The 16,454-nt window shown below is 42.5% G+C and carries 17 protein-coding genes; 6 read left to right on the top strand and 11 right to left on the bottom strand.

The window, feature by feature from the left end; genetic code table 11:
• Positions 1 to 10: 10 nt before the first annotated feature.
• Positions 11 to 1,222 carry a hypothetical protein gene (locus tag V7K30_RS14995; RefSeq protein WP_335000427.1) on the bottom strand — a complete coding sequence of 404 codons (1,212 nt, stop codon included), beginning with the start codon at positions 1,220 to 1,222 and terminating at the stop codon, positions 11 to 13.
• Positions 1,223 to 1,648: 426 nt separating this feature from the next.
• On the opposite strand from V7K30_RS14995, the gene V7K30_RS14990 reads away from it, so the two are divergent.
• Complete coding sequence (locus V7K30_RS14990; protein WP_335000425.1) at positions 1,649 to 2,272, top strand: CP12 domain-containing protein; 624 nt, start codon at positions 1,649 to 1,651, stop codon at positions 2,270 to 2,272.
• 91 nt (positions 2,273 to 2,363) lie between these two features.
• On the opposite strand, the gene V7K30_RS14985 is transcribed toward V7K30_RS14990, so the two are convergent.
• The 8 genes from V7K30_RS14985 to V7K30_RS14950 form a co-directional block, all read right to left on the bottom strand.
• Positions 2,364 to 3,479: an LptF/LptG family permease gene (locus V7K30_RS14985; RefSeq protein WP_335000424.1), complete on the bottom strand. Its 1,116-nt coding sequence runs from the start codon at positions 3,477 to 3,479 to the stop codon at positions 2,364 to 2,366.
• Positions 3,480 to 3,711: 232 nt separating this feature from the next.
• The gene (gene lptB, locus V7K30_RS14980) at positions 3,712 to 4,440 is read right to left on the bottom strand and encodes an LPS export ABC transporter ATP-binding protein (protein ID WP_335000423.1); all 729 of its coding nucleotides are present in this window, start codon (positions 4,438 to 4,440) and stop codon (positions 3,712 to 3,714) included.
• Positions 4,441 to 4,470: 30 nt separating this feature from the next.
• Positions 4,471 to 4,968: an LptA/OstA family protein gene (locus V7K30_RS14975; protein ID WP_335000422.1), complete on the bottom strand. Its 498-nt coding sequence runs from the start codon at positions 4,966 to 4,968 to the stop codon at positions 4,471 to 4,473.
• A gap of 233 nt (positions 4,969 to 5,201) precedes the next feature.
• Positions 5,202 to 5,594, bottom strand: coding sequence for a DUF309 domain-containing protein (locus V7K30_RS14970; protein WP_335000421.1), 393 nt, complete (start codon positions 5,592 to 5,594; stop codon positions 5,202 to 5,204).
• Complete coding sequence (locus tag V7K30_RS14965) at positions 5,591 to 5,956, bottom strand: ferredoxin thioredoxin reductase catalytic beta subunit (protein ID WP_335000486.1); 366 nt, start codon at positions 5,954 to 5,956, stop codon at positions 5,591 to 5,593. Before V7K30_RS14965 ends, V7K30_RS14970 begins: the two co-directional genes overlap by 4 nt.
• 206 nt (positions 5,957 to 6,162) lie before the next feature.
• Positions 6,163 to 7,344, bottom strand: a complete 1,182-nt coding sequence (locus tag V7K30_RS14960; protein ID WP_335000419.1) for a DUF58 domain-containing protein — start codon at positions 7,342 to 7,344, stop codon at positions 6,163 to 6,165.
• Positions 7,345 to 7,748: 404 nt separating this feature from the next.
• Positions 7,749 to 8,576 carry an alpha/beta fold hydrolase gene (locus V7K30_RS14955; RefSeq protein WP_335000417.1) on the bottom strand — a complete coding sequence of 276 codons (828 nt, stop codon included), beginning with the start codon at positions 8,574 to 8,576 and terminating at the stop codon, positions 7,749 to 7,751.
• A gap of 72 nt (positions 8,577 to 8,648) precedes the next feature.
• Positions 8,649 to 9,374 carry a lysophospholipid acyltransferase family protein gene (locus tag V7K30_RS14950; protein ID WP_335000415.1) on the bottom strand — a complete coding sequence of 242 codons (726 nt, stop codon included), beginning with the start codon at positions 9,372 to 9,374 and terminating at the stop codon, positions 8,649 to 8,651.
• A 381-nt stretch (positions 9,375 to 9,755) separates the two neighbouring features.
• Here V7K30_RS14950 and metG point away from each other — a divergent pair, with 381 nt between their 5' ends.
• The 3 genes from metG to lptC all read left to right on the top strand — a co-directional run bounded on the left by metG (position 9,756) and on the right by lptC (position 13,364).
• The gene (gene metG / locus V7K30_RS14945; RefSeq protein ID WP_335000413.1) at positions 9,756 to 11,360 is read left to right on the top strand and encodes a methionine--tRNA ligase; all 1,605 of its coding nucleotides are present in this window, start codon (positions 9,756 to 9,758) and stop codon (positions 11,358 to 11,360) included.
• 166 nt (positions 11,361 to 11,526) lie between these two features.
• Positions 11,527 to 12,156 carry a LabA-like NYN domain-containing protein gene (locus V7K30_RS14940; RefSeq protein WP_041565095.1) on the top strand — a complete coding sequence of 210 codons (630 nt, stop codon included), beginning with the start codon at positions 11,527 to 11,529 and terminating at the stop codon, positions 12,154 to 12,156.
• Positions 12,156 to 13,364, top strand: a complete 1,209-nt coding sequence (gene lptC / locus V7K30_RS14935) for an LPS export ABC transporter periplasmic protein LptC (protein ID WP_335000411.1) — start codon at positions 12,156 to 12,158, stop codon at positions 13,362 to 13,364. Before V7K30_RS14940 ends, lptC begins: the two co-directional genes overlap by 1 nt.
• Before the next feature lie 121 nt (positions 13,365 to 13,485).
• On the opposite strand, the gene V7K30_RS14930 is transcribed toward lptC, so the two are convergent.
• Positions 13,486 to 13,761: a hypothetical protein gene (locus tag V7K30_RS14930; RefSeq protein WP_335000409.1), complete on the bottom strand. Its 276-nt coding sequence runs from the start codon at positions 13,759 to 13,761 to the stop codon at positions 13,486 to 13,488.
• 60 nt (positions 13,762 to 13,821) lie between these two features.
• On the opposite strand from V7K30_RS14930, the gene V7K30_RS14925 reads away from it, so the two are divergent.
• Positions 13,822 to 14,223, top strand: a complete 402-nt coding sequence (locus V7K30_RS14925; RefSeq protein ID WP_335000407.1) for a metal-sensitive transcriptional regulator — start codon at positions 13,822 to 13,824, stop codon at positions 14,221 to 14,223.
• 351 nt (positions 14,224 to 14,574) lie between these two features.
• Positions 14,575 to 15,393, top strand: a complete 819-nt coding sequence (menH, locus tag V7K30_RS14920; protein ID WP_335000405.1) for a 2-succinyl-6-hydroxy-2,4-cyclohexadiene-1-carboxylate synthase — start codon at positions 14,575 to 14,577, stop codon at positions 15,391 to 15,393.
• Positions 15,394 to 15,407: 14 nt separating this feature from the next.
• On the opposite strand, the gene V7K30_RS14915 is transcribed toward menH, so the two are convergent.
• The gene (locus V7K30_RS14915; protein ID WP_335000403.1) at positions 15,408 to 16,058 is read right to left on the bottom strand and encodes a glycoside hydrolase family 24 protein; all 651 of its coding nucleotides are present in this window, start codon (positions 16,056 to 16,058) and stop codon (positions 15,408 to 15,410) included.
• Positions 16,059 to 16,454: the final 396 nt, after the last annotated feature.

Here is a 16,454-nt window from a genome sequence, read left to right as displayed (position 1 = left end):
GTGCTTAAAATCAGTTTTGACCCGGACTTCTATACTTGTCTCGAAGCTGGTGAAGATATAGGGAATTAGACTGTGTTGGTTGCTGCAAACCATAATTTCCATAATTAGACTGTGGTGGTTGCGTCGGCTGCTGCAAGCCATAATTCCCATATCCTACAGGGTTTGTGGGGGTGACAACGCCTTGACTTGGACTCTGGCTAGAGTAAGGTGCAATATTACTTGGTGCGGCAGAGGTGACTGGGGACGTCACTGGTGCTACATTAGGCAATACCTGACCACTATTTAAATTATTGTAGGGATTTTGCGGTAAGTTCGTACCCGTTGACGGATAACCTGTACCAGTAGTTAACCCATTATTAGGCAATACCTGACCGTTAGTTAAATTAGTGTAGGGATTTTGTGGTAAGTTCGTACCCGTTGACGTGTAGCCTGTCCCAGCATTTAACCCAGTACTTGGTAAATTCTGACTGGGTAAGCTGTTGATGGGTGGTATTAGCGTTGCTCCTGGGTCAGAGACTCGGCCCAAGGCGTTTGTCTGAGTTGCAGTACCATTGAAGCTAGACAATTTCTGGTTTGTCGATTGGTTGAGCGCTGCTTGCAGAGGGCTGATAGAGAGAGAATTTTGATTCTTGTTGGTTTGATTAGTGAATCCAATCCCCAGGCTAGAGGATGTTTGTTCCCCCGCTGTTGGTTCAGACGCCGCATTTAAGGTCTTGAGACCAAGAAACGGGTTATTACTATCAGCCGTCCCAGTCCGCAATAAATTTTCTGTTTGGACAACAAAGGGATTTTTCACGGCTGGGGAGGTGTCACCATTAACGCCTAAATCAGGATTTAATTTGGTATCACTAGCAGACTTTTGTTTGTTAATTCCATCCTCTAATAAGTCTTTGCTCTTTTTTCCCTTAGTGTTTTCCTTAGGGGTATTTGCTGTTAATGAGAGAGTTGCTTGCTCAAAGTCATTAAATAAGACTGGCAAGTTATCAATATCCGCTGCAATAGCTCTGTTTTCTTCAGATAGGGAAGAATCAGCAGGCTTTTGTGAAGTGACTTGGTTTTTTTGCTTATAAACGAAAATATCTGGGTTTGACCAGTATTCCCAGGTTACTAGCCCTAGTATAGATAAAAAAATTGCAGTTCCCCAAAAACCAGGTCGCCCTAGATTCCATAACCTGGCTTTGAGATAGCGTAAGTAGGCGGGAGGATAATGACGATTTGGCATGGGATTGGTTATTGAAATTTACTCGAAATCGGGAAAACCTGAGGGAAGGTGAAGGCGTTGCTGTTTAATGCTTTTGCTTTCCTTAACAGGAAATATCTCAACTTAAGTTTGAATGGTGATTTCATCCTAACTTCTCCATCAGTTATTAGTCATTACCAATAGACATGTAGTAGTTAAAAATTTACTTTTTAGCGACTGGAGTCTTTTGACAAGATTTTCTAGAAAGTTATGGCAATTTATGGTTAGTTTTTCGGTATCGGTCACATTGGATAACATCAGGAGTTGACAACTGGTCTAATTTATTGTTGTGGCTGGACAAAAGTTCAACTTTTTTACTTTCTAGTTCGCAAACTGGGCGCTGCAATGCTTCGATACGCCTCTGAGGGCGCACTGCTGCACCGTACTATTAACCAGGAGACTACAGCAATGATGAAAGCTGAAGATATCATGACCAAAGATGTAGTTACCATTCGCGGTTCGGCGACTGTTGCTGAAGCGGTAGGGGTGATGAAGGAAAAAGGATTGCGGGCGCTGGTTGTGGATCGTCGCTATGACAATGATGCTTATGGCATTGTCACAGAAACGGATATTGTCTATAAGGTAACAGCCTACGGTAAAGACCCAAAGCAAGTGCGGGTTTATGAAATTATGAGCAAGCCCTGCATTGTGGTCAATCCTGATTTGGGTGTGGAATATGTAGCGCGGTTATTTGCTAACACTGGTATTCATCGAGCACCTGTGATTCAAGGCAAGCTGTTGGGCATCATCTCGATTACCGACATTTTGACCAAAAGCGACTTTGTGGAAGCGCCACAAGCGCTACTGCTGGAGGAGAGAATTCAAAAAGCAATTGAGCAGGCTCGTGCTATTTGCACTGAACAAGGTGCTTATTCTAAACCCTGTGCAGTCGCCTGGGATGAAGTAGAAGAACTCCAGGCAGAAGCAGCTCATCAGAAAGCTGAGGGTATGGTATCAGCCAAAGTTTCTTTTGAAGAATACTGTAAAGAAAACCCAGATGCACCGGAATGTCGACGAAATTATCATCCTTGATAGTAATTGAGATGTGGGGATGAAGAGGAAGGGGGCAAGGGGGCAGAGGTGAGAAGTTCCTCTTTACTCCCCTGCTCCCCGCTTCCTCAATTTACCGTTTGGCAACTCGCATCAATAAGAATAGACCTATTCCCAAAAAAAGAAAGTTAGGCAACCAAGCCCCGATAAAGGGAGAGAGGACACCTGCTTGCGCGATCGCACCACTAATAAAGAAAATTAAGTAGTATGAAAAAATTACGATCACACTAATCCCAAAGCTGGTACCTCTTCCAGTTCGCTGCGGTATGCTTCCCATCGCTGCACCTACTAAGCCAAAAACTACACATACAAAGGGTAAGGAAATTTTTTGTTGAATCCGCACTTCGAGTTTACGAATTTTTTGGCGATCGCCACCGAGATTTTCCACTTCTAGTTGCTGTAGTGCTTCCGAAATATTCATCTCACCATAGTCCCGGCTTTTTTCTGCCAGACTTAATGGCGTGCGCGGTAGTTGCAGTTGTTGGTGTTCAAATCTAACGATGTTGCGATAAGAGCGATCGGCAGCAACAAAATAGATGGTACCGTTGTAAAAATCCCAGACATTTTGCGAAGGATTCCACTGGGCAGATTCTGATACCACAATTTGATTGAGATTTTTTGTTGAGCGGTCTATAATCGTCAAACCTTTCATCCGCTTACCATCAAATTGGTCGGCGTAAAATAAGCGTGTCAATATCCGATTCTTAGAGCCATCCGGCTGGACAACATCCTGGTATTCAGGATAGAAAATATTTTGCTGTTTAAAAGTTGGCTTGTCTGATTTCAGGGCTTTATCGAGAGTCATCGCCGCTTGATAATTTGCTGCTGGTGCAATTTCTTCGTTAAACACAAATGTCATTCCTGTAACCACAAGACTTAACATCACAGCAGTTAGCACCATGCGATAGACACTGACCCCACAACCACGCAGGGCAATTAGTTCGCTGTCGCTAGAAAGACGACTGTAGGTCATCAAAGTAGCCAGCAGCGTAGACATGGGGAAGGCTAAAACGATAAAGTTGGGAAATTTTAACAAAAAAACTTGAATAGCAATGTCTATAGGTAGCCCAGATTCTACGATTTTTCTGATGAGATCAAATACAGCATCAATGGTGACACCAAGTGATGAAAAAGCTCCGACACCAAAGAAAAACGGCGCTAACAATTCGCTGGCAAGATAGCGATCCATGATCGTAAAAGGCAGCAGCGAATGGAGGCTGTAAAAAGACGTGAGCTTCTTTGATATCATAAGCAACTTGAAAAGTTAAAAATTGGCAACCCTGGTAAAACAAAGCATATGTTTAATATCAAAATTAAATTCTCAATAGCTGAGAAAGCAAAATGAAATTAATTAAGAAATTTATCCTTAAGAATAAATAATAAAAATATCCTTTGAAAATATTAATTAAATAATTGTTAATTTAGACTTGAAAATTATCTCCCAAATAATATTGTCGCACGAGGGAGTTGCTGTAGAGTTCGTCAGCAGCGCCAAAAGCGAGAATTTGTCCCTCACGCATGATGTAGGCGCGATCGGTGATCGCCAGGGTTTCGCGGACATTATGATCTGTAATTAAGATTCCCATGCCGCGATCGCGCAGTTGTGCCACAATGTGCTGAATTTCGGAAACTGCGATCGGATCAACTCCCGCAAATGGTTCATCCAAAAGTAAAAATTTTGGCCCTTCTTGTCCAGCAGCTAAAGACCTTGCTAATTCAGTCCGCCGTCGCTCACCACCAGAAAGTTGAATTCCTTTGCTATTGGCTAATTTTTCCAAGCGAAACTCCCGCAGTAAAGTTTTTAGTCGCCTTGACCACTCCCATCGTGGCACATTCGTTTGCTCTAGCACCAACAGAATATTATCCTCTACCGAGAGTTGGCGGAAAACACTTGGTTCTTGTGCTAGATAACCAATACCCAATCGCGCCCTTTTGTGCATTGGCATTGCTGTAACATCCAGATTACCTAGCCAGACTTTTCCTTGATTGGGTTTTTCTAAACCTGTGGCAATGTAAAACGTCGTCGTTTTACCAGCCCCATTGGGGCCTAGTAAACCAACAACTTCGCCCTGAGCAACAGAAAGATTGACACGATTGACAATTAGTCGCTTGCCGTAAGATTTGTGAATATTCTCTAAAACAATTTTCACGCTGGAGGCACCCTTTCTTGGTGGTAGATGCTAATTAGAAGGTTTGAATGCTGGTGTCTTTGGGGCAGGTGTCGCAGTTTGTCCATTATTATTTGATTCCTGCACCATGTAGATGGACTCTACCTGACGGTTCGATTGGGGTAAGGCAACAAATCGCCCTTCATCAATTAAATAGGTTACTTTCTCCGCCCGAATACTGTTACCGCCCTGTTGCAAAATATAAACGTCGCCACTGAAATCAATTCGGCGTTCTTTACTAAAGTACTGTGCTTGGGCAGATGTTGCCTGAATCTGGCGAGCAGGATACAACATTTGCACATTACCGCGAGCGGTGACTACTTGATTTTTAGCGTCATATTCTTGCACATCAGCGCGGATAGTTAGGGGGCGATTTGCTCCAGATGTTTGTGCAGTAGCGGTTTGCAGTTGGGTAGGGAAGACAAAAGCGCCCAAGAGTGCAACTGGCAGCATTAAAGCTAATCCAAAGCGACGCATTTGTGATATTGGCAATTGATAGCAGGGCATCATAGCAATTGGGGATTCAGGATTTCAGCTTGCATTCTAATTATCTCAACTACTTTATCCAGATACGAAATATCCAATCTGGAGTGATTTCCGATAAAGACTGGCTGAAATAGTGACGCTACCCCCAACCTCAAGGTTTCAGGTAATTGGCATAGAAGTGAAAATGAGGTAGGCACAATTCATGAATTGTGCCTACCAAGGATTTCGGGCAACGCATAATTAATTTCACCAGATGTCTAATCAGCAGTTAGCACAATTCTAGGCAAAGATAAGACTTGATTTTCACCCAGATCACCAGCGGCAATCTTATCTGGCCCGATTTGTTGTAATGTCGTCAACAATACTGCGCTCTGACTCAATAGCTCATCTACGTCAACACCGCCGTAACTAGATGGGTAACGCCGTAGGCGATTGCTACCTTCTCCAAGTAGAATTACTGCACCTCGCCAGTTACGATTTTCCAAATGATACAGCGCTACAGCAATTTGGAGAATACCTTGATAAAAGGTTTTTTCTGGTTCGCCAGCTTCAATCCACAAAGCCTCTAAAGTGTCATGACAGGCGTAAAACTCACCAGAATTGAACTGTTCTACGCCTTGCCAAAACTCTTGGGGCATGATTTCGCTCATCCCATGCTCTCTCGTACTTCTTTAATTGCTTCGAGAGAGATTTCTTGTTTTTCTCCAGCAAACTCGTTGTCAGGGGTGAGGAACAACATGCAATGGCACTCTTTGCGTTCTCTCATTGGCACACAGGGACAGTTCCAATATGTGGCGTGAACCTCAGCTTCTTTATCTTCGTAATGACGGCAGGGACATAAAGGCGCACCTAGATCGTCTTTATGTTTGGCTAGTCCTTCAATCACAACTGCGGTGACAGAAGGTTCAGAACAGAAGTATGTTCCAGTCCGCTTGGCGTATTGTTCGGAAAAATGCCGCATTGCCTCTAGGCTTTTATCGCTGGATTTTGTGTTATGTTCTGATGTGATCATGTCGCTCATAATTTAAATATTTCTTTGCATTGTACCTCAGCCTCATGTGGGGATTACTGGGTGTATTTCCCCAAACTTAACTGTTGCAATTGTTTTACCTTTGCTCAAAGGCTGATATGTCTGGTGTGCTGGGATCAGACAAAATCTCAGAAATCGCCCAAGCTAAACTTGTCAGCAGTCTTTGGAATTATAAAATTTGAATTGATTTATGAATGTAATGTTTTTTGCAGTTGGGGTTGCAGAGCGCCGCAGCTACGCCCGTCGGAGACATCGCGCTGCAAAACTATACCAGGGTGTTCCCAATTGATTACCTCTGGTTCTGCTGGTGAGGAAATATTTGGCCACAAAACCCAGCGACTGCCTTGAGGAAGGGTAGCAAGGCTCAGGGGATTTTGAGTCAGCCAAATCAAGGGATAACTTTTAGGAACTACTGAACTGGCATCTTCTAAGGCTGTGGTTGCTGCTAAGGTTTCTAAAACAAAACGCTCGCCTTTGATTAAATCTGTCGATGCTGTCCAGAGTTGCACCTGTAATTGCTGTTGCTGTGCATAAAAATACAGCGAAGCTGCGGCAATTACTGCTTGTTCAAAGTTTTCTTCTTCCCACTTGCTAGCGCTGTCAAGGGCAATAACTATCTCTTGTCCACCTGTGACCATTTCTAACTCCCGCACCCTTAATTCGCCATAGCGGGCGCTAGTTCGCCAGTGAATCAGACGGGTGGGATCTCCGATGCGGTAGGGACGGAGCGATCGCACCAGCCCCGTTGTCGCTGTCTGCAAGGGTCTACCACGGCTATCGCCTCTTTTGCTCTCTTCTTGCCCCATTTCATCCACTAAGGGGCAGGTAGCCAAAGGTAATACTGTAGGATAGACGATCGCTGTGGCAGCACAATCACGTTGACGGCGACACCAGAACAATCCCAAAGGCGCACCAGAACCTAATTCGACTGTGTGCCAGCGATAGACGCCCCGGCGCACAGTAGGGTGGTAATATACCCAACGGTAACTGCCTTGGCTAGGAATTGTCTCTATTGCCTTTTGTACTGGTTTCCCCAAGACGAAGGGTAGTATATCCTCTACTTGCAACAAGCTTACAGGCTGCTGTGTCTGATTGCAGATTTCTAATTCCACCGTTAGATCGTCGCCGGCTGACACAGGTTGCATGGGACGGCGGTTGATGGATAGACCTGTGAGCGATCGCGGCGGTAAGATCGCTGCTACACCCAAAAGAGCAAAACTAATACCGCTAATGGCGTACAGCCAACCAGCCATCGTATTGATACCTGCTCCAAAAAAACAAATAGCCGTTACTGCTAGCACCCAACCGCCATAAGTAGGGGCACAAGCGCGGGTTTCTAACCAATTGGTGATGGATTTGATGATTTTCATGTTTCTTTTTTAACCCAACACCACCCGAAATTCACAGTGTCTCAGGGGTTTGCCAAAAAAGCCATAAGTATTTATGAAGCGTGCTGGGTTCAGGGATGGATTCGCCTTCTGCTTCCCAAGCTTCCAATCGGCTTGAATCCTTGCGGTAATCGCTCATACATTTTTAATTATCCAATCATATCGTGTCCGATAAATCACTTACGATTAAGCTCCAATTTTAATCCAGCAATGAAAACCAGTTAACCCTTGAATAAAATCTTGTTGTTGGAGCAGAGATTGGCATCGCTCAAATAAAACTATCTGCCGTAATATCTCCCATTCTCTCTGTCGGCTAATTGACCTTTTTGGCGATTTGCACTTGTAGAAATGCGTAGGCGCAGCCCGCCTTCGGCATCGCCCTTACCCTATCCTCTCACCTCTTGCCCCGTACCGATATCAGCTTTACTTTCTAAAAAGTCGTTATCCTTGAGAATGTCATAGAGATTAATATCTTGTTCAAGCAAGCAAGCATGTCCGCAATGGGGCAGCACCACAATTTTGGTATTTGGTAAGATATTCGCTATCCGGTTCACTTCAGTTACAGAAGGCAAAAGGCGATCGCTAGCACCAGCAATCAGCAAAACTGGTTGAGTTAAGCGATCTAACTGCTGGTCATCAACTTCAAATTCTCGCAGCAAAGATAACCGCCAAAGAACGGTTTCTTGGGGTATAGAACGCATAGTTTTCAACAGTTCATGGCGATCGCTTGGAGAAATGCGTGGCAAAGATGCTAGAAAGGGCAACAACCCCAGTGCGCCAACATCATACAACCCTGATGGCACCAAGTAAGTAAGTTGCGATGCCCAATTCAACCAAGGACGAAGATGAAAGGACGAAGCTGGGTTAATTAGAATAATTCGCTTAAATAAATGCGGCGCCTGGATCGCCACTTTCATTGCCAAGCAACCACCAAAGGACTCACCACACAGGTAAACTGGCCTCTGAGAGCTTTTTTCTAATTCGGTGTCGATCAAGTCCAATACACTCTTAGTTAGCACATCCCAAGTGTTCAGGTCTTTGCGTGGAAGCGCCAAACAACGGACATCAAAGCCAGTTTCTAATCCAGCAGTTTGCGATCGCAATAGTTGACCAGTTCCATCCATTCCTGGCAAATATACTAATAGTGGATACTCTGGCTGTACTCGTTCAGGAGTCAGGAAACAAGGGTTTAGCTCAACTTCGGGGATAGTCATTGGTCATTAGTCAATGGTATAAAACTTTTGGAATGCTGATTGTTGCTTATAAAAGTTTCGGTGCTTTTGATTCTAATAGCAACCTTGACGCAGTAAGTTGCTGATTTCGGCGTGACAGTGTTGTGTCAATTCAGCCACAACAGTTCTGGCCTGTTTCCCGTGATATTCTTTCTGGTGTTGGGGCGTAATCCAATAAGGGCGACCGATTAACACAGCAACCCGCCGATAAATTACCAGAGGATGCCAACCAGGTTGGTTAAATAAAGGTTCTGAAGGGTCAAATACGCTCAAAAGCCTTAAGGGGAAACCGGAAGTGTTTACCTCTTCTAAGGAGGCGATCGCGATCGGTAAAATTGCTAGATCCTGCACATCAGCTCGCAATGCCAAATGGGCAAATCCCCGCTGAAATTCACCCACTTGGTTTGGCTGAGTAAATTTCACCATTGGTTCAGTTCCTTCTGGAAATACTCCCACCATCTGCTTAGACTGCAATAGCACCTGCGACTGCGAAAAAAAGCTCTGCTGGCGGTTTTGAGTTTCCTCCAAAGGGAAACACCCCAATTGTCCGGTGACAATCTCCCGCATTACTGGCACTTGTCCCATGTAGTGATGGCAAGCAAAGCGAACCGGACTCGATAACGCCGCCATTAAAATCAGTGCATCCATAAAGCTGCGGTGATTGCTGACTACCAATACGCTGGCATCCTGGGGAATGCGGTCTTCGTAATAGCGAAACATTTGCGTTGAGAGTGCCGCCACCAAAGCACGAGAAATCTCCAGGGGCCTATTTAGACTCATACCTAATCAATATATTTTCCGGGAAATATGGCGGTTTATCTTAATTTAATTTTTACATTTCTTTACTATTGCCACGACTGTCTTAAGATAGAAATGTCTATTCTACAAAAGCCGCTAGATTTTCTGCGTTCTCAGTTATGTATTCTTGATCACAATAATCATATCTAATAGAAACTATTCAAAAAAACTATGATTAGTTAATTTCCATCTTTTATACAGCAATCAGCTGAATTAATGCATATTACAAAAGAATTATTGACCTGAGAAATTTGCTAATATTAAGTTGTTATTGGAAAACATGAGAATAATATTGTATAATTGCGTGGTTTTGCCAATAAAAGTAAGATGTAAAACGTTTTAATAAGTTGATTTTTATTCTGCATGAATTTAGTGAATAAAACAGAAAAGACATTTGCACTGACAACACCTCTATATTATGTAAACGATGTCCCCCATATAGGCAGTGCTTATACGACGATCGCAGCAGATGTAGTCGCGCGATTTCATCGGCTGCTGGGGCATCAGGTATTACTAATTACAGGTACAGATGAACATGGGCAAAAAATTCAGCGATCGGCAGAAAGTTTAGGCAAAGCACCACAAGATTTTTGTGATGAAATTGTCCCTAGTTTCGTTAGTTTGTGGCAGTTACTTGACATTCAATACGATCGCTTTAGTCGGACTACTGCGCCTCGTCATGAAGCGATCGTTAAAGAATTCTTTGAGCGAGTCTGGGAATCTGGTGATATTTACCAGGGACAACAACAAGGCTGGTACTGCGTATCCTGCGAAGAATTCAAAGAAGAACGGGATCTGCTAGAAGCACACCGTTGCCCGATTCATACTAACAAAGAAGTCGAGTGGCGAGACGAGCAAAACTATTTTTTCCGCTTATCCAAATATCAAAATAAGCTGACAGAATTTTATCAATCTAAACCGGATTTTATCCAGCCAGAAAGTCGGCGGAATGAAGTCCTCAGCTTTGTAAATCAAGGGCTGCAAGACTTTTCAATTTCGCGGATAAATCTCGATTGGGGTTTTCCCGTACCAGTTAATCCCAAGCACACCCTTTATGTTTGGTTTGACGCGCTGCTAGGTTATGTAACGGCATTACTCGAACCAGATGCAGAACCGACTTTAGCAAATGCTTTAGCTACATGGTGGCCAATCAATCTGCACCTAATTGGTAAAGATATTCTGCGTTTCCATGCAGTTTACTGGCCCGCAATGTTGTTGTCGGCTGGCTTACCCTTACCAGAACGAGTATTTGGGCATGGCTTTTTGACTAAAGATGGTCAAAAGATGGGTAAAAGTTTGGGTAATACCCTAGATCCCGTAGCCTTAGTTCAGTCCTACGGTAGTGACGCAGTTCGTTATTACTTCCTTAAGGAAATCGAATTTGGCAAGGATGGAGATTTTAATGAAGTAAGGTTCATTAATGTTCTGAATGCAGATTTGGCAAATGATTTAGGGAATTTGCTCAATCGCACTTTGAGCATGGTGAAGAAATACTGTGCTGACAATAATGTTCCATCAATCGGCAATGAAGGAATTCCTGACGAAAATCCTTTGAAAACAATTGGTTTACGTCTGGGGGAACAGGTGAAACAAGCATACAAGGAACTAGCTTTCAGTCAAGCCTGCGGGGCTATCCTTTCACTGGCGCAAGCCAGTAATAAGTTTATTGATGAACAAGCTCCTTGGTCATTATATAAACAGGGACAGCAGGAGTCGGTGGAAAAAGTTCTCTACGCAGTTCTAGAATCAGTTAGACTAGCAGCTTATCTGATATCCCCAATTATTCCGAACATCAGTAGCGATATTTATCAGCAACTGGGCTTTGGAATAGACTTTAACGATCAAATACAAAGTTCAGTTAGCGCTCCTTTTGCCACCCATGCGACATGGGGGATACTATCTAGTAAACAACAGTTGGGTACACACCAACCAGTTTTTAAGCGAATAGAACCCCCGAAAAACGATTAGTCCTTATCAAACTCTGATTTTGTTCAATTTCTTATTCTCTCAAAAAATTTATCGGAGCTTAATTTATATTAGCGCCGGAACATTATCATAAGCCGCTGTGACTAGTATCTAAAAGTTCGTAATTTGTATCAAAAATAACAGGGATAAAAATCGAGGTATGACAACGATGTTGAATAATTTTGAAACCGATTCAATATTTACGCCAGAACAAGTTTTGGAGAATCGGGGTAGGGTCGCCATATTTATTGATGGCTCAAATCTATTTTACGCTGCACTGCAACTAGGGATTGAAATCGATTACACGAAGCTATTGTGTAGATTAACTGGAGGTTCTAGACTACTGCGGTCTTTTTTCTACACTGGTGTAGACCGGACAAACGAGAAGCAACAGGGGTTTTTGCTGTGGATGCGTCGCAATGGCTATCGAGTCATTGCTAAGGATTTAGTCCAGCTACCAGATGGCTCTAAAAAAGCTAACCTGGATGTAGAAATAGCAGTAGACATGATGGCGCTAGTAGATTCTTATGATACCGCAGTTTTAGTTAGCGGTGATGGAGATTTGGCATATGCGGTAAATTCAGTCAGCTATCGCGGCGTGCGGGTAGAAGTGGTGAGCTTGCGTTCCATGACCAGCGACAGCTTAATTAATGTAAGCGATCGCTACATTGATTTAGAAGCCATCAAAGAGGATATTCAAAAAACCCCTCGCCAAAGCTATCCATACCGGCCATTATCTGGTATCGGTTTTTTGGAAGACCCCAGAACTAGTGATGGACACCTAGAAATCCAAGAATAATGGCGTATCAATTTCATAAAAGGGGGAGACAGGGAGAGAAAAAAAATCAAAATTTCTCTTCCACTCCTCCCTTCCTTCTTTTCCCTTTAATTTTTTTCTTGATATTTGGTTTAGTAAGCTGTGGGGGTAAATCCCCCCCAGCTTCCCAGCAAAATACTGCGGCTTCATCTAACCAAGATAGTAATTTAACCTTCTTTGATGTCACCCTAGAACAGGCAGATGAAGTGGGGCGACCGATTTGGAAAGTCAGGGCTAAAACCGCAAAATATACCAAAGAAAAACAAATTGGTCAAGCTGAAAGTCCTTATGGTGAACTATACCAAGATGGGAAAGTAGTTTACCAAATCAAGGCAGATGTAGCAGATATTGAACAAGATGGAAAGCAGTTGTTTCTTAAAGGTAAGATATTTGCCACAGATCCTAGTAATGGAATTGTATTGCAAGGCAATGAATTAGAATGGCGGCCCAAAGAAGATTTGTTGATTGTTCGCAACCAGATTAACGGCACTCATAAACAACTACAAGCCGTAGCGCAGGAAGCACGAGTTAAAACCCGCGAACAGCGCATGGAATTTTCTGGAGGGGTAGTAGCAAATTCCGCTGATCCCCAAATGCAAATAAGAACCGAGCATTTGATCTGGAATATTAAAGAAGAAAAACTGATTGGCGATCGCCCCATACAAATTGACCGCTACAAAGATAATAAAATTAGCGATCGCGGCAAGGGAAATTCTGCCGAAGTCAACTTAAAAACAAAAATTGCCACTATTCAAAAGAATGCTCAATTAGATTTACTAGACCCACCCGTGCAAATAGCTAGTAACTCTATGACTTGGAACATGAACGCAGAAACTGTTATTACAAATGCCCCTGTGCGAATGTTCCAGCGTGTCGAAAATCTTACCGTGACCGCCAATCAAGGTGAAATGAAAATACCGCAAAAAACGGTTTATTTAACAGGTAATGTCAACGCCATTGGTCAGCGTCGCCAGTCTTTGAAATCTAATAAATTAACTTGGTATTTAGATAATAAGTTAGTTGAAGCTCAGGGAAATATAGTTTATCGACAAGTTGACCCACCATTAAATTTTACGGGTGAAACAGCCGTTGGTAATCTGCAAACAGAAAATATTGTTGTCAAAGGCGGTAGTTCTAGCGGTAGGGTAGTAACAGAAATTATTCCCCAAGAAAAAGCCAATCGTCAGTAGTCAACTTAAGGTTAAATAGGCGCTTAGAAACCGCAACTACACGAGGCTTTACCCGCCTGCACGGGTTAAAAACAATTTTCTTGAGCAAATTGTTGATTTCCCATTAGTCCACGCAGGTGGGCTACCCTGCGGGAAGGCTTTGCCTACGTTTGTGTGCCCGTAAACTACGCGAATTCCATGCGCCATTACTCAAGTTCAACACGCTTGGGTTAAAGCCAAAAACCAAAACCAGCGTAGGTTGGGTTGACGGACAAAACCCAACATTTTCAGGACTTTGTTGGGTTTCACTACGTACCCCTACGGGGAAGCAAGGTACAACCCAACCTACAATTATCCTTAACCCAAGCGTATATGTACTCAAGTTGACACGCATGGGCGTAGTTTCTAGAAAACTCATTAGTGATTAACCATTACCCTCTAGGCTAGGATCTTAGTATTACAAGTCCTTTGATAACCCATGAATCGATCAAACCGATTAGGCAAGGAATCCTTGCCAATATCTCAGCAAGCAGAACATTCCCACCATGACGATACAGACCACGAGCATCCAGATCATACTCATGGAACTGGAGAATCGGCTCATGCTCACATCCATAGCGAAGAGTCTTTACGGCGAATTGTCAATCGATTATCGCGGATAGAAGGACATGTTCGTGGTATTAAGGCAATGGTACAGCAAAGTACCCCTTGTCCTGATGTTCTACTGCAAATTGCCGCAGTCCGGGGCGCATTAGATCGGGTAGCGCGAATTGTTTTGGATGAACATTTAACTGAGTGTATTGGTAGAGCGGCACAAGAAGGTAATATTGATGTTGAAATTAAACAGTTGAAAGCTGCTTTGGATCGATTTTTACCTTAAGAATTAAAAAAATAAAAAATTAACTAGCACGACAAGACATTTTGTAGAGATGCGAGATTTGGTGTATTGACTCAGGCAGAGAGTTCTTTATGCGAAAATTCACACAAGTGTCTCATGTCTCACAGTCATAGCTGATGGTTTGGGCGGTTCCAAAGCAGTTGCAGGGCAATAAATATATCCTCTAAAGTGGATTAGGATGAGGACGTTTTGGCATTACCTATCTTGTCAAGGATCAAAAAAGCGATGCCTACGGCGGCAAGCTACCCATTGTCGTCAAAACCCTGGACAATAAAACTTTTTACCAACCAGACTTTTATATGATATGCAGACGCGATAGTGATTAGCTAGACTATGATCATAGAAAAATATCATTTTCACTATTTTTTAATTGGCAAATTCAACAAACCACTAATTCTTTTTCTGCACGGCTTCATGGGTAACATCAATGAATTTGATGAAGCCATCAAATTGCTATCTGACGATTTTGATTATTTAACAATTGACCTACCCGGACATGGCAAAACTCAAGTTTTGGGTGAGGACGAGTACTATACAATGGCAAACACTGCTCATGCTTTAATCAAGTTGTTAGATGAGTTAAAAATTCCTAAATGCTTTTTAGTTGGTTATTCAATGGGTGGGAGATTGGCTTTATACCTCACTCTGCATTTTCCAGAACGTTTTCATAAAGTTGTACTAGAGTCAGCTTCCCCTGGTTTACCAACAGAAGCAGAACGATTAGAACGAATTAAACTTGATACGCAAATAGGCAAAAAGTTAATCAGAAGCTTTGAAAAAAGCGATTTTGCCGATTTTCTATCAAATTGGTACAATCAGACTATTTTTGGTTATATAAAAAATCATCCAGAATATGACCGAATGCTAGAAAGTCGGTTACAGAATAATCCCAAAGAATTAGATAAATCACTTCGCTTCATGGGTACTGGATGCCAACCTTCTTTATGGCAAAAACTTCAAGTAAATAAAATTTACATGCTTTTACTAACTGGTGAATATGATGAAAAATTTATAGATATTAATACAGAAATGGCTAAAAAATGTGAATTTGCCCAGTTAAGAATAATTAGTAATGTTGGACATAATATTCACTTTGAAAATACCTTGGTATTTGTGGAAAATATCAAAGACTTTTTGTCCGTAGCAAGTTAAAAATTAGGATAATCTCACTGCTTCTTTACTGGCTTACTGGAAGGAGTTGGGGATGGTTTCAAATTCGGGGCTGTTCGTTGCTTAACTGCGGTCAATTCCTCTTGCAACATTTTTTGATAAACCTTAGGCAAAGAACTACTAACATAATTAGTTTCTATACCGTATCCCAGACTTGTCCAAGTGGGAGAGAGTCGCCGCAAAACATCATTTAACTTTCCCTGACGCAACAGTTGCGAAAGATCAGTTCCCCAAACTTTAGAATCACTTAACCAACGGTAAACTACTACATCTTGATATTCTGGTTCAAAACTATAAGCAGTCCAAAACATCATTTGCATCGGCTTTGGGTGATAACGGGGGGCTAAACGATACCAAGTAATGTTGATAATTTGATATCTGCCAGCAGCGGTGGAACAATTACCTGTGTTGGGGCCTGTAACAATTGTGACGCATATCTCAGGATGTCGGCTGAGGTCGTTGACTTGCTGTCCACCATACAACAGCGAATAGGGACGCTTCCCACTAGCCTCACTCGCTGAGATGGTTCGCATTAAAGCACGGATATAGGGGTCGCCCTGTTTCATTACCAAAGGCGGCTGTTTATCTTCAAAGATGGGATCGGAAGGCGATCGCAAGTCTCCAATATACCATTGCAACAAATACACAAAGCCGAGAAGCGCGGCTATTGGCCCAATAAGTTTTTCAACACCTTTGAATTCAAAGCCTTTCAGAGTCCAACTCCTTCAAATTCGCTCTCTTTGCTAACAAAAATCATCGACGAACTTATTCCAGTAAAGTTCACACCTGATTGTTAGTTACATGATATCCGTTATTCCTGAGTGCTGTAAATCAGAACTATATCAACTCATGCCTTTTATCCCAGACGAATACGGTGAAGAAGAAGATATGATAATTACGGATAGATGAAAAAAACTTGAACTTGAAAAAGAGATATATCGAAAATATAACTCATAATTACAGGTAATCTTAATAACCGAGAATTTTATTCTGTTGTTTAGAACTTTGACGATTTCATAACGATTTTTTTGCCATAAGGTAAA

The sequence above is a fragment of the Nostoc sp. genome (genome assembly GCF_036917655.1).
Taxonomy (GTDB): domain Bacteria; phylum Cyanobacteriota; class Cyanobacteriia; order Cyanobacteriales; family Nostocaceae; genus Nostoc.
Note: the sequence above shows the minus strand (reverse complement) of the source record. Positions and strands in the feature narration are given on the sequence as shown.

What these genes read in the sequence shown, in the direction of transcription:
- V7K30_RS14995 (WP_335000427.1), bottom strand. Translation starts at nt 1,222, where the DNA reads ATGCCAAATCGTCATTATCCTCCCGCCTACTTACGCTATCTCAAAGCC.
- V7K30_RS14990 (WP_335000425.1), top strand. Translation starts at nt 1,649, where the DNA reads ATGATGAAAGCTGAAGATATCATGACCAAAGATGTAGTTACCATTCGC.
- V7K30_RS14985 (WP_335000424.1), bottom strand. Translation starts at nt 3,479, where the DNA reads ATGGATCGCTATCTTGCCAGCGAATTGTTAGCGCCGTTTTTCTTTGGT.
- V7K30_RS14975 (WP_335000422.1), bottom strand. Translation starts at nt 4,968, where the DNA reads ATGATGCCCTGCTATCAATTGCCAATATCACAAATGCGTCGCTTTGGA.
- V7K30_RS14970 (WP_335000421.1), bottom strand. Translation starts at nt 5,594, where the DNA reads ATGAGCGAAATCATGCCCCAAGAGTTTTGGCAAGGCGTAGAACAGTTC.
- V7K30_RS14965 (WP_335000486.1), bottom strand. Translation starts at nt 5,956, where the DNA reads ATGATCACATCAGAACATAACACAAAATCCAGCGATAAAAGCCTAGAG.
- V7K30_RS14960 (WP_335000419.1), bottom strand. Translation starts at nt 7,344, where the DNA reads ATGAAAATCATCAAATCCATCACCAATTGGTTAGAAACCCGCGCTTGT.
- V7K30_RS14955 (WP_335000417.1), bottom strand. Translation starts at nt 8,576, where the DNA reads ATGACTATCCCCGAAGTTGAGCTAAACCCTTGTTTCCTGACTCCTGAA.
- V7K30_RS14950 (WP_335000415.1), bottom strand. Translation starts at nt 9,374, where the DNA reads ATGAGTCTAAATAGGCCCCTGGAGATTTCTCGTGCTTTGGTGGCGGCA.
- metG (WP_335000413.1), top strand. Translation starts at nt 9,756, where the DNA reads ATGAATTTAGTGAATAAAACAGAAAAGACATTTGCACTGACAACACCT.
- V7K30_RS14940 (WP_041565095.1), top strand. Translation starts at nt 11,527, where the DNA reads ATGTTGAATAATTTTGAAACCGATTCAATATTTACGCCAGAACAAGTT.
- lptC (WP_335000411.1), top strand. Translation starts at nt 12,156, where the DNA reads ATGGCGTATCAATTTCATAAAAGGGGGAGACAGGGAGAGAAAAAAAAT.
- V7K30_RS14930 (WP_335000409.1), bottom strand. Translation starts at nt 13,761, where the DNA reads ATGAGTTTTCTAGAAACTACGCCCATGCGTGTCAACTTGAGTACATAT.
- V7K30_RS14925 (WP_335000407.1), top strand. Translation starts at nt 13,822, where the DNA reads ATGAATCGATCAAACCGATTAGGCAAGGAATCCTTGCCAATATCTCAG.
- menH (WP_335000405.1), top strand. Translation starts at nt 14,575, where the DNA reads ATGATCATAGAAAAATATCATTTTCACTATTTTTTAATTGGCAAATTC.